Below are 14,180 nucleotides of genomic sequence, written 5' to 3' on the forward strand. Positions count from 1 at the left end.
TTATTTTCTTTTTATGTATAAATATCCTTGGTTAGTTAAGGGGTCTTGATTGGTTACTCGGCGTGTTAAAATGTAGAAGTAAGTTCCAGTAGGCAACTCTTCATTTCTATTGACCGTTACTCGCCCATCAGACAATCCTCTAAACACCTTACCATTAATACCATACCCTTCGGTTTCGTAAACCAACACGCCCCAACGGTTGTAAACTTTAAGGGTGTTATCTGGGTAATTTTCTATCCCTTCTATTAAAAAGAAATCGTTTAACCCGTCACCATCTGGAGTAATACCATTGAATATTTCAAAATTGGCCCCCAAAATGCCCGGTAAATTAATTACGGTTTGGTCGTCGGGTTCACCATCATTATTGATGTCTATATCTTCCAAATTATTAGGATCATCTGAAGTGTCTGTTACTGGGTTGCCCAAAACATCTTCTGCAGTTACAGTCGCTTGGTTAGTCACTGTTAAATCAAATAAATCTCCTTCCTCTACGGTATAAACGGCTGTAAATGTTGAACTATCTGACTCTCCAGGTAACAATTGGGCAATAGGACCACCTTGTATTACAATTCCGGGAAGAGGATCCTGAATGTTGATATTATAAAGAGTTACCTTCCCTGTATTATACACCGTAAATGTATAAGTTATGGTTTCGCCAACCTGTACTGCGCCACTACCGTTTTCGTCGTTGAACACGCCTACTTTTTCAAGTGAAATGGCACTAGGGATACAAAGTGGGGTTTCAGTTGTATCGTCTTCCAAAATACTATTGTCATCTGATAAATCACTAACATCAACACCTAAAGTACTTGTACCAACAACCACTGCTTGGTTGCTTACTAATCCCATATTGATATCGGATTGGGTAATTGTATAATCGGAAGTATATATCCAAGTTTCTGTAACGTCCAACTCATTATCGGCATCGGTATCGCCAGAGGCCAAGGCCAAGGCTCCGCCCAACAACGGATCGTCCAATACCACATTGGCAATACTCACGTTTCCTTGGTTAGTCACCGTAAAGGTGTAGGTTATTGTTTCGCCCACATCACTACAACCATCATTATTGGTATCGTTGAATATTGCTGTTTTAATTAAGGCGATATCTGAGGATTGACATAAGGTCGTTTCAGTAGTATCGTCTTCAGCAATATTATCATCATCTGATAAATCGCTAACACCTACACCACCTGCACTTGTTCCCGTTACAGTGGCCTGATTGCTCACTAATCCAATGCTAATATCAGATTGAGTAATCGTATAATTGGAAGTATATATCCAAGTTTCTGTAACGTCCAACTCATTATCGGCATCGGTATCGCCAGAGGCCAAGGCCAAGGCTCCGCCCAACAACGGATCGTCCAATACCACATTGGCAATACTCACGTTTCCTTGGTTAGTCACCGTAAAGGTGTAAGTTATCGTTTCGCCTACATCGCTGCAACTATCATTATCGGCATCATTGAAAATACCTGTTTTTATTAGAGCAATACCGGCAGATTGACACAAGGCTGTTTCTGTGTTTTCGTCTTCAATAATGCTGTCGTTATCCGATAAATCGCTGACATTTAATCCGTTTACGCCAGTTCCGGTTATGGTAGCCTGGTTGCTTACCACCCCGGTATCGATATCTGCTTGGGTAATGCTATAATCTGAAGTATAAATCCACGTTTCTGTAACGTCCAACTCATTATCGGTATCATCATCACCTGATAACAGTGCTATAGACCCACCCAATAGTGGGTCGTCCAGCACCACATTGGCAATGCTTACGTTGCCTTGATTAGTCACCGTAAAGGTGTAAGTTATCGTTTCGCCTACATTGCTACAACTATCGCCATTGGTATCGTTTAAAACACCTGTTTTTATAAGCGCTATATTGGCCGATTGGCATAAAACCGTTTCTGTAATATCATCTTCCAAAATGCTATCGTCATCCGATAGGTCACTCACATCTGCACCTCCCGTACTTATTCCAGTTACTGTGGCCTGATTGCTTACCGAACCGGTATCGATATCGGTTTGGGTAATCGTGTAATTAGAAGTATAAATCCACGTTTCGGTAACGTCCAACTCGTTATCGGCATCATCATCACCTGATAACAGTGCTATAGACCCACCCAATAGTGGGTCGTCCAGCACCACATTGGCAATACTCACGTTTCCTTGGTTAGTCACCGAAAATGTATAAGTAATCGTTTCGCCCACATCGCTACAACTATCACCATTAGTATCGTTGAAAACGCCTGTTTTTATAAGAGCTATATTGGCCGATTGGCACAAGGTCGTTTCTGTTGTATCATCTTCTGTAATATTATCGTTATCCGATAGGTCAGATACTACAACTCCCAACGAAGACTCCCCACTAACACTTGCCTGGTTACTTATTGACCCAAAATCGATATCTGCTTGGGTTAAGGTATAATTGGCTGTAAACACCCATATCTCGCCTACATCTAAAATATTATCTGTATTTAAATCGCCAGAATCTAAGCTAATATCTCCTGCGTTTGGAAACATTGGGTCGGTTAAAGCCACATTTTGCAAGCCTGTATTACCTTGATTGGTTACTGTAAACGTATAGGTAAGCGTTTCACTGGCATCACTGCAATTATCGGCATCGGCATCATTTAAAGTTGCTGTTTTTATGATAGCAATGGCAGGTGTTTGACACAAATCGACGGTAGTACTGCCGTCTTCCAAAACACTATTATCATCTGATAAATCTGTTACCGGATTTCCTGAAACGCCTATGGCTTCTACCAAAGCTTGGTTAATTACTTCAGCATTAGTTATATCGCTGCTTGTAATGGTATAAGGTACTGAATACACCCAAGTTTCATTGACATCCAACTCACCGTCACTATCGTCATCGCCTGTCGGTATAGCTGCAATGGCACCACCCAACAGCGGATCGCTTAAACTTACCGATGTTAGGGTTGTATTTCCTTCATTGGTAACCGTAAATACAAAATCTATAGTGTCGTTTTCTACCGCACAACCACTTGGCTCGGCCGTATTAACACTTCCTTGCTTTATAAGCGCTATGGCCTCTTCTTGGCATAGTGGGGTTACTGTTTGGTCATCTTCCGTAATGCTATCATCGTCTGAGGAATCGCTTACAGGGTCTCCTCCCGTGCTTGTTCCAGCTACGGTGGCCTGATTGGTTACCGAGCCAGCATCGATATCATCTTGTGTGATAGTATAGTTTAAGGTATAAACCCATGTTTCATTAACCCCCAACATATTATCGCCATTATCGCCTGTTGGGACAGCTGCTATATTGCCGCCCAGAAGAGGGTCGTTTATCACTATCGTGTTTATGCTGATGTTGCCTTGGTTAGTTAAAATGAAAGTATAAGTTATGGTTTCACCTACATCGGTACAGCCATCTCCGTTTTCATCGTTAACAACACCTTGTTTTACTAAAGCAATTTCTGCTTGGTCACAGAATGTTGTATTGGTGGTATCGATATAAGCACCGTAAACTTCAATAGAATTTATCACCCCAACTAAAGAACCAACCGTTAATTGCACCTCGTCGAAACTTAGGGTAGTAGTAAACTTTACAACATAAAAACTATCGGTTGTAGTTGGTGTTATATTTACCAGCCCCAAAGCCTCTAAAGCCAATAAATTATTAGCTGTTTGTTGCTCTTGCTGAACGCCATCCAAATAGGTTGTGATGGTTAAAGCATTTAATAAATCTGCTTGTAATAAATTGTTTGTGTCTCTAATGACGAAACCTGCTTCAGTACCGACAGGGTAATCGGCAAGGACGTCCTGTACCGAAAGAGATGCTGTTCCCGCAACCCCGGCCACAATGTTAATTAATGCAAAATCGGAAGTATCTTCAGAAATGGCATTTACCGCATTATCCACCTCACAAGCCACACACGCAACACCATCGGTACCTGTATTATCATTATTTATAATTACCGAATCGCTAGGGTTTGAAAGCACATAAGGCTCGTCGCAATTAATGGTTCCGGGGCAGAACGTTTGTAAAACCATACCGTAAACACGTGTACTTCCTAAATCTAAAGACACCAATTGATTTAATGACAGTTGCACCTCATCAAAGGGTTGGGTTGTAACGAACCCCAAACGTATAGATTGGCTTCCAGTTAACAATAAACCTGAATCTACAGGCACCAATTCGGTAGTGCCCGTTTTAGACTCCACCTGAACACCATCCAAATAGGTGGTTATGGTTATAGCATCAAGTAAATCGGTGCTTAAAACAGAGGCATTTTCAATATCGAATCCGGCGTAAGTAGTTGCAGGGTAATCGGTAAGTTCATCCTTAAAAGCAATAGAGGCTGTCCCTGCTACACCCGCCAACAAATCGATAGTGGCATAATTATTAGGGTTGGAATCTATAGCTCTATTAATATCGTTTACGCCGCCCAATGTTAACAAACCACCTGTTCCTGTATGCTCTTCAACTACGCGAACTGGAAAATTGGGTTTGGTGAGTCTGGTTACCGTATTACATTCTAAATCTGGGCCTGGACAAAAACTACTGGTTACGGCATGATATATTCTTGTTGTTGACAATACATCGGCTAAACTGGCAATTGAAATTTCAATTTCATCGTAATCCATAGTGGTATAAAACCCAACATACGATTGGCCCGAACCCAAAATTGGGCTATTTAAAGCTATAAGTGAAGTACTGGTATTGGTTTCTTGCTGAGCGCCGTTCAGGTAAGTTGTTACGGTTATGGCATTTAATAAATCCACTTGAAGCAAAGCACTGTTTTCAATCAAAAACCCTGCATAGCCTCCAGATTCAAAAAATTCGCTTACCGTGTTATCTGTTACTGAAATAGTATGGTAAACCCCTAAACCTAACGTTGTTGAAATCTCGGCATAATTAGTTACATCGGCATCGATAATATTATCCAAGCCCGTTGCGGCTATACCATTGGTATCTTCTGTAACGGTTAAATCGGTAAATCCGGCATGGGTTATCGGCACAGGATTTTCTGTGTTACAGGGCACAGGATATTGAACACCATCGGTATATACAATGAACTCGGCGGTAGATTGGCAGCCTTCTGCATCGGTTACCGTTACCGAGTAAGTTCCCGCTGATAGTCCAGAAATTGACGGGGTAGATTGACCGCCTGGGCTCCATGAATATGAATAAGGTGGCGTACCACCTTCTGCACTTACAGAAATTGTTCCGTCGGAAGCACCGATTGCGGTCTCACTTCCCACCGTACCTTCAATAATAATGGATTTATCTACATAGCTTCCATACACCTCGATACTATTAACAACACCTACAAGCGAGCCGACAGTTAAACGCAACTCATCGAATGTCGTGGTAGTTCTGAAACCAACCAAACTAAAGCCATCGGTTGATGATGGGGTTATCTCTACTAGCCCTAAAGCTTCTAAAGCTAAAAGCCCACTTCCTGTTTCTGATTCCTGTTCTTCACCACCTAAATAAGTTGTAACGCTCAAAGAGTTCAACAAATCGACCTGCAATAAATCATTGGTATCTCTAATTACAAATCCAGCGTGACTACCCGAAGGAAAGGTTTCCAACACATTTTTAACTCCAATTGAAGCCGTATTAGCAACTCCTGCTGTTAGATTTATAGAAGCAAAATCAGTATTATTTTCATTAATAACATGTGTGGCGTTGCCTACCTTACAACCTACACATGCTAAACCATCCACTCCCGTATTTACACTATTAATAATTACAGGTTGCGATGGGTTATTTAATACTGTTGCTGTACTGCATTCTAATATACCTTCGCAAAAAGATTGCAGCACCAAACCATAAACCCTAGTACTTCCTAAATCTAAAGCAAGAGTTTGCTGAATACTAAGTTGAACTTCATCAAAAGGCAAAGTTGAAACAAAACCTACTTGCCAACGTTGTGTTCCCGTAAACAATAAGCCACTATCGACCGACAATAGCTCATCATTACCTGTTTGGCTTTCTTGCAAAACGCCATCTAGGTAGGTTGTTACGGTAACCCCTTCTAATAAGTCTAAATTTAGAACAGATGCATTTTCTATATCGAACCCAGCATAAGTACCTTCTGGATAATCTACCAACTCATCTTTTATCGCCAAATTACCGGTTGCCAACACTCCTGCAGTAAAATCAATACTAGCAAAGGTATTAGCGTTGGAATCTATAGCATTATTGGCATCAATTACACTACCAACACTTAATACTCCACCTATTCCGGTATGTTCTTCTACTATTCTTGCAGAAAAATCGGGTTTAGCCAAAAGGGTTGGCACGTTGCACTGCAAAACTGGTCCCGCACAAAAACTATTGGTTACGGCATGATACACATTTGTTGTGGACAACACTCCTGCCAAACTTGAGATGGAAATTTCAATGGCATCAAAATTTTCAGTTGTATGGAAACCCACATAATACTGATCGGCACCTAATAAGGTACTCCCTATTGCGGCTAAAGATGCACTGGTGTTACTTTCTTGTTCTACACCATCCAAATACGTTCTTACCACAACGGCATCCAGCAAGTCGGCTTGAAGCACCGAGCTGTTTTCTATTAAAAAACCTGCAAAACTACCTGCTGTATAAAACTCATCGACCGTGTTATCGGTAACCCTAATGGTATGGGTAACCCCCAAACCTATTAAAGTTGAAACACTGGCTGAATTTGCTTCATCAGCATCAATCATATTGTCTTCATCAGCAATACCACAACCAACAACACAAATACCTGTTGTATTGGTGGAAACCGATAAATCGGAATAGTTTAATGATGTAATCGGTACCGGCAAATCGGTATTACAGGGCACTGTAACCGGTGGAATAAAATTGCTAATAGCTCCATTTTTATGATTAGCTATTGCATTTGAAGTTACAGAGAGCACAAACATTAACGCCATAAAAACGATTATGGGCTTTGTTTTTTTTGAAAATTTAACAAGTAAAGAACTTGTATAGGTAGTTTTGTTCATAATGAAAAAGGTTTGGGTTTAACTATATTTTGTATTTCTCTATTTAGTGTCACTTAAAAACACTAAATAGAAAGAAATCAATTGCTTAAAACGAAAAACCTTAGTCTTAAATACGAATAGAGAGAAGTTAAAATGATCTAGAACTAAGTTTAAAATCCAAAAGGATTTTTTATTCTAGTACGAATAACACAATTCAAAAAAAACATATATTTCTTACAAACACAAATTAAATGTTGTTTTTTCGATGTAATACATCATAAATAATTACAATTTAAACGACTTTAACCTACATTTTATAGACAACAAATCTTTCACAAAAGAAGCCGAAAAAGTACACTATGCATAGGTTTCTATTGTATTAATAAATAGTATCTTTGCAACCCATTTGTAAAACAGTTATGAGTTTTTTAAAAGAAATACAGCGCAGACGAACTTTTGGTATCATTTCGCATCCCGATGCTGGTAAAACCACTTTAACCGAAAAATTGCTTCTTTTTGGTGGCGCGATTCAGGAAGCGGGTGCCGTAAAAAGCAATAAAATAAAAAAGGGAGCCACGAGCGATTTCATGGAAATTGAACGCCAACGTGGTATTTCGGTGGCCACTTCGGTATTGGCTTTTGAGTATGATGGTATTAAAATCAATATTCTCGATACGCCCGGTCACAAGGATTTTGCTGAAGATACTTTTAGAACGTTAACTGCTGTTGATAGCGTTATCGTAGTGATTGATGTGGCGAAAGGGGTTGAGGAACAGACCGAAAAACTCGTTGAAGTTTGCCGTATGCGCAACATCCCCATGATTGTTTTTATCAACAAATTGGATCGCGAAGGAAAAGATGCGTTCGACCTTTTGGATGAAATCGAGCAAAAACTGGGATTGACTGTTTCCCCTTTAAGTTTCCCCATTGGAATGGGCTACGACTTTAAAGGCATATACAATATCTGGGAAAAAAACATCAACTTATTTAGTGGCGACAGCCGAAAAAATATAGAAGAAACTATTGAGGTTTCTGATTTGTCATCGCCGGAACTGGATGAGTTAGTAGGAGAAAAAGCGGCAAATACGTTGCGTGAAGAAATTGAATTGGTGGAAGGTATTTATCCTCAATTTAATAAAGACGACTATTTAAAAGGAAATCTACAACCCGTGTTTTTTGGTTCGGCCTTAAATAATTTTGGTGTTAGGGAACTATTGGATTGCTTTGTTGAAATTGCTCCAAAGCCCAGACCAAAACAGAGCGAAGAGCGATTGGTTGAGCCAAATGAAGACAAATTCACTGGGTTTGTGTTTAAAATCCATGCCAATATGGATCCTAACCACCGAGACCGATTGGCATTCGTAAAAATAGTATCAGGTAAATTTGAACGGAACAAGCCTTACCTACATGTTAGGCACAACAAAAAGCTGAAATTTTCGAGTCCTAATGCCTTTTTCGCCGAGAAAAAAGAAATTGTTGACGTATCGTATCCGGGGGATATTGTCGGTTTACACGACACCGGAAACTTTAAAATTGGTGATACCCTCACCGAAGGCGAAGAAATAAACTATCGAGGAATACCAAGCTTTTCTCCTGAGCATTTTAGGTATATCAATAATGCCGATCCATTAAAATCGAAACAACTTTACAAAGGGATTGACCAATTGATGGACGAAGGAGTGGCCCAGCTTTTCACCCTAGACCTAAACGGCCGAAAGGTAATCGGTACTGTAGGTGCCCTTCAATATGAAGTGATTCAATACCGATTGGAGCACGAATACGGCGCCAAATGTACCTATGAAAATTTGAATGTATTCAAAGCGTGTTGGGTTGAAGCCGAAGATGAAAAAAGTGAAGAATACAAAGACTTTTTAAGGGTAAAACAACGCTTTTTGGCCAAAGACAAACATGGACAATTGGTATTTTTAGCAGACTCACCGTTTTCTTTACAAATGAGTCAGCAAAAGTACCCGAGCTTAAAATTTCATTTTGTTTCAGAATTTAATTAATAAAGTAACCGTTTAACTAAGTATATTTTCTAATTAACTATTGTTTTTAATTTTTGAACGATTTTTTAAGGATTCTATGAAAGTGTTTAATAACTTTAAGTATCAACTAAATCGTCCCCAAATTGCTTAAACCATGGAAATCAATGCGAACAAATTCAGTAACAAAGAGGTTACTGTAACTTACGACCCGTGCACTTGCAAACTTTCTGGCAGGTGCTACAAAGAGCTTCCTGAAGTATTTATGGATTCGGTTATACCGTGGGTTGACCTCGAGGGTGCACCGGCTGAAGCCATTCAGGAACAAGTAAACCGATGTCCCACTGGTGCTTTAAAATTTCATTATAAAAACCCACCAGTTAAAGTTTCAAAGGAAGAACAAAAACAAAAAGCTAAAAAAGCCCTTGCTTATTAAATCAAGGGCTTTTTTTTGCCTTTATAGAACAGAAACAAAGTTTCGTCCTTGATATTTTTAAATTAAGCCTGCCCTGTAGGACCAAAATTTAATGGAATGGGTGGTTGTTCGTAATCTTTAATTTCCCCATGTGCGTTCTCAAAACGGGCTACATTATCGCCCAAAGCCTTCAGTAAACGCTTAGCATGCTGTGGTGTTAAAATAATTCTCGATTTTACCTTATTCTTGGGGACGCCCGGCATAATATTTACAAAATCCACTACAAACTCAGAAACCGAATGGTTGATGATTGCTAAGTTCGAATACGTACCTTCTGCTACCTTTTCGTCCAACTCAATATTAATTTGACCTTGTTTTGGTTGGTCTTTTTCGTCTGCCATAATATTTTTAATGTTTAATTAAAAAAGCCTTCTCGTAATAAATACTTGAAGGCTTTTGTTGTGATTTATAGCTTCCCGCCTTCGCGGGAATGACTATTAATTATAATTCAATTCTTGCTTTACCTGCATCATTTCGTCAAACTCTTCTTTAGAGCCAACAATGATATCAGAATAGCTTCTCATACCTGTACCTGCAGGAATTCTGTGTCCTACAATTACATTTTCCTTCAATCCTTCTAAAGTATCCACTTTACCGGCTACGGCGGCCTCGTTAAGTACTTTAGTGGTTTCCTGGAAGGATGCTGCAGAGATAAACGACTTAGTTTGTAGCGATGCTCTGGTAATACCTTGCAATATTGGCGTTGCCGTTGCAGGCTTGGCATCTCTGGCCACTACTAATTGTTTATCTTCTCTACGTAAAATAGAATTCTCGTCTCTCAATTCACGTGGTGAAATAATCTGTCCGGCCTTAAGCTTAACAGAATCTCCAGCATCTTCGATAACTTTCATTCCGAAGATTTCATCGTTCTCTTGAATGAAATCAGCCTTGTGAACCAATTGATCTTCTAAGAAAATCGTATCACCAGAATCAATGATTCTAACTTTACGCATCATCTGTCTTACAACCACCTCAAAGTGCTTATCGTTAATCTTTACACCCTGTAAACGGTAAACTTCCTGTACTTCGTTAACCAAGTATTGCTGTACCGCAGATGGACCTTTGATATCCAAGATATCGTTAGGCGTAATAGAACCATCTGAAAGTGGCATACCGGCTTTTACATAATCGTTTTCCTGTACAAGAATTTGATTTGAAAGTTTAACCAAGTACTTCTTAACCTCTCCAAGTTTAGATTCTACGATAATCTCACGGTTACCACGCTTGATTTTTCCGAAAGAAACCACACCATCAATTTCACTTACAACCGCAGGGTTAGATGGGTTACGTGCCTCGAACAACTCGGTTACACGTGGAAGACCACCTGTAATATCACCCGCTTTGGCCGATTTACGTGGAATCTTAACTAAAATCTTACCAACGCTAACCTTCTCGTTATCGTCAATCATTAAGTGAGAACCTACCGGTAAGTTGTAGGAACGAATGGTTTCACCCTTGCTATCTTCAATGTGAAGCGTTGGAATCAGCTTTTTATTTCTAGATTCTGAAATTACTTTTTCTTGGAAACCGGTTTGTTCATCAATTTCTACTTGGTAAGTCACACCCTGCTCGATGTTTTCATACTTCACTTTACCAGCAAATTCTGAAATAATTACACCGTTATATGGATCCCAGGTACAAACTACATCACCTTTTGAAAGCTCCTGTCCATTCTTAATATGAAGCGTAGAACCGTAAGGAATGTTGTTATTGCTTAAAACAATACCTGTTTTCTTATCAACCAATTTAAGTTCAGAGGTTCTAGAAATAACGATATCAATTTCGTTACCTTCACCATCCTGACCTTTAACGGTTTTCAAGTCTTCGATTTCAGCGATACCGTCAAACTTAACGGCTAATTTATTATCTTCTGAAATGTTACCTGCAATACCACCAACGTGGAATGTACGCAATGTAAGCTGTGTACCAGGCTCACCAATAGATTGGGCAGCAACTACACCAACAGCTTCACCACGCTGTACCATTTTACCGGTAGCCAGGTTACGTCCGTAACACTTCGCACAGATACCTTGTAAAGCCTCACAGCTTAATGGTGAACGTACTTCGATTCTCTCTAACGGAGAGGCTTGGATGTTCTTAGCAATTCTATCATCAATCAACTCACCTGCAGCAACCAATAACTCATCTGTTAATGGGTTGTGCACATCGTTTAATGATACACGGCCAACAATTCTTTCTTCTAAAGTTTCAACAACTTCATCATTCTTCTTCAATGGCTCTACTTCAACACCTCTCAACGTTCCACAATCTTCAGTATTGATGATCACATCTTGAGATACATCTACCAGACGACGAGTTAAGTAACCCGCATCGGCAGTTTTAAGTGCGGTATCCGCAAGACCTTTACGAGCACCGTGCGTTGAAATAAAGTATTCTAAAATTGAAAGACCTTCCTTAAAGTTAGAAAGAATAGGGTTTTCAATAATCTCGCCACCACCAGCATTCGACTTTTTCGGCTTAGCCATCAAACCACGCATACCGGTAAGCTGACGAATCTGTTCTTTAGATCCACGAGCTCCAGAATCAAGCATCATAAACACAGAGTTGAATCCTTGTTGGTCTTCACGAATACGCTTCATAGACAATTCGGTCAATTCAGCATTCGTTGAAGTCCAGATATCAATCACCTGGTTGTAACGCTCGTTGTTAGTGATAAGACCCATGTTATAGTTTCCAGTAATACCGTCAACCAATCCATTGGCTTTATCAATCATTTCTTGTTTTTCCGGTGGAATAATAATATCACCTAAACTGAACGACAGACCACCTTGGAAAGCGAATTGGAAACCTAAGGTTCTAATCGCATCAAGGAACTCGGCTGTTTCAGGAACCGAAGTTGCCTTTAAAATATCACCAATAATATCTCTCAGCGATTTTTTGGTCAATACCGTATTGATGAAACCTGCGGCTTGAGGTACATGTTGGTTAAACAACACACGCCCTACAGTAGTTTCAACAATCATTCTATCCAGTTTTCCTTCTTCATTAATATCAAGCGTTCTTACCTTGATACCAGCATTCAGGTCTACACGCTTTTCATTGAAAGCAATTTCAACTTCTTCTGGAGAATAGAATGTTAACCCTTCACCTTTAATTGGCACTTCTGGAGTAGATTTACGCTCTTTGGTCATGTAGTACAGACCAAGTACCATATCCTGAGAAGGTACCGTTACTGGCGAACCATTCGCTGGGTTAAGGATATTGTGAGACGCCAACATTAATAACTGGCACTCTAAAATAGCCTCTGGGCCAAGTGGTAAATGCACCGCCATTTGGTCACCATCAAAATCCGCGTTAAATGCCGTACACACTAATGGGTGTAATTGAATCGCTTTACCCTCGATTAACTTAGGTTGGAACGCTTGGATACCCAAACGGTGAAGCGTAGGAGCACGGTTCAGTAATACCGGGTGTCCTTTAAGAACATTTTCCAAGATATCCCAAACCACTGGCTCTCTTTTATCTATAATTTTCTTTGCAGATTTTACCGTTTTTACGATACCTCTTTCAATCAGTTTTCTAATGACGAAAGGCTTGTAAAGTTCGGCTGCCATATTTTTTGGCAATCCGCATTCGTGTAATTTTAATTCTGGTCCTACAACAATTACCGAACGTGCCGAATAATCTACACGTTTACCCAATAAGTTTTGACGGAAACGCCCTTGCTTACCTTTTAGGGAATCGGATAATGATTTTAACGGACGGTTAGAATCGGTTTTTACCGCAGATGATTTACGAGTGTTGTCGAATAATGAATCTACCGACTCTTGAAGCATACGCTTCTCGTTACGTAAAATTACTTCAGGCGCTTTAATTTCAACCAATCTTTTCAAACGGTTGTTACGAATGATTACACGACGGTATAAATCGTTCAAATCTGAAGTCGCAAAACGACCACCATCAAGCGGCACTAACGGACGCAATTCTGGCGGGATGATTGGAATAACCTTCATAATCATCCACTCTGGGCGGTTTTCACGATTTTGGTTCGACTCACGTAAAGACTCCACCACTTGTAAACGCTTCAACGCTTCAGTTTTACGCTGTTTAGACGTTTCGGTGTTGGCCTTATGACGTAATTCGTATGATAATGATTCTAAATCAATTCTTTCCAACAACTCAATTAAACACTCAGCACCCATTTTAGCCAAGAACTTGTTAGGGTCTGAATCATCTAAATATTGGTTGTCTTGCGGAAGTGATTCTAAAATGTTCAAATATTCTTCTTCCGTGAGGAAATCCATTTTTTGTAATGGTTCACCTTCTTCATTTTTGGCAATACCAGGCTGAATTACTACGTAACGCTCGTAGTAAATAATCATATCTAATTTCTTAGATGGTAAGCCCAATAAATAACCTATTTTGTTTGGTAAAGAACGGAAGTACCAAATATGAGCCACAGGCACAACTAAGTTAATGTGCCCTACTCTATCGCGACGTACTTTCTTTTCGGTTACCTCTACTCCACAACGGTCGCAAACAATTCCTTTATAACGGATTCTTTTATACTTCCCACAGGCACATTCGTAATCCTTTACCGGGCCGAATATACGCTCACAGAATAAACCATCGCGTTCTGGCTTGTGCGTACGGTAGTTAATGGTCTCTGGTTTTAAAACCTCGCCTCTAGACTCTGCTAAAATAGACTCTGGTGAAGCTAAACCAATCGAGATTTTATTAAACCTCTTTACTGTATTTTTATCTTGTTTTCTTGCCATTTCTTTTGAATTAGTTGTTGGCTGTTGGTTGTTGGT

General features: G+C 39.8%; 5 protein-coding genes. 2 read left to right on the forward strand and 3 right to left on the reverse strand.

Annotated elements, in window-relative coordinates:
* Positions 1 to 6,966: a DUF7507 domain-containing protein gene (locus HC176_RS04035; RefSeq protein ID WP_167916902.1), complete on the reverse strand. Its 6,966-nt coding sequence runs from the start codon at positions 6,964 to 6,966 to the stop codon at positions 1 to 3.
* Positions 6,967 to 7,364: 398 nt separating this feature from the next.
* Between HC176_RS04035 and HC176_RS04040 the strand changes: the two genes are divergently transcribed.
* Both HC176_RS04040 and HC176_RS04045 read left to right on the forward strand, forming a co-directional pair.
* Positions 7,365 to 8,954, forward strand: coding sequence for a peptide chain release factor 3 (locus tag HC176_RS04040; RefSeq protein WP_167916903.1), 1,590 nt, complete (start codon positions 7,365 to 7,367; stop codon positions 8,952 to 8,954).
* Between the two features lie 133 nt (positions 8,955 to 9,087).
* Entirely contained in the window at positions 9,088 to 9,366 is a 279-nt protein-coding gene (locus HC176_RS04045) for a (4Fe-4S)-binding protein (protein ID WP_167916904.1), read from the forward strand.
* Between the two features lie 62 nt (positions 9,367 to 9,428).
* On the opposite strand, the gene HC176_RS04050 is transcribed toward HC176_RS04045, so the two are convergent.
* Positions 9,429 to 9,746: a DUF3467 domain-containing protein gene (locus HC176_RS04050; RefSeq protein WP_139697966.1), complete on the reverse strand. Its 318-nt coding sequence runs from the start codon at positions 9,744 to 9,746 to the stop codon at positions 9,429 to 9,431.
* A 96-nt stretch (positions 9,747 to 9,842) separates the two neighbouring features.
* Positions 9,843 to 14,144 carry a DNA-directed RNA polymerase subunit beta' gene (rpoC, locus tag HC176_RS04055; RefSeq protein WP_167916905.1) on the reverse strand — a complete coding sequence of 1,434 codons (4,302 nt, stop codon included), beginning with the start codon at positions 14,142 to 14,144 and terminating at the stop codon, positions 9,843 to 9,845.
* Positions 14,145 to 14,180: the final 36 nt, after the last annotated feature.

It is taken from the genome of Tamlana crocina, assembly GCF_012037625.1.

Excerpts from the sequence above, each read along its gene's own strand:
- HC176_RS04035 (WP_167916902.1), bottom strand. The coding sequence starts at position 6,966 with ATGAACAAAACTACCTATACAAGTTCTTTACTTGTTAAATTTTCAAAA.
- HC176_RS04045 (WP_167916904.1), top strand. The coding sequence starts at position 9,088 with ATGGAAATCAATGCGAACAAATTCAGTAACAAAGAGGTTACTGTAACT.
- HC176_RS04050 (WP_139697966.1), bottom strand. The coding sequence starts at position 9,746 with ATGGCAGACGAAAAAGACCAACCAAAACAAGGTCAAATTAATATTGAG.
- HC176_RS04040 (WP_167916903.1), top strand. The coding sequence starts at position 7,365 with ATGAGTTTTTTAAAAGAAATACAGCGCAGACGAACTTTTGGTATCATT.
- rpoC (WP_167916905.1), bottom strand. The coding sequence starts at position 14,144 with ATGGCAAGAAAACAAGATAAAAATACAGTAAAGAGGTTTAATAAAATC.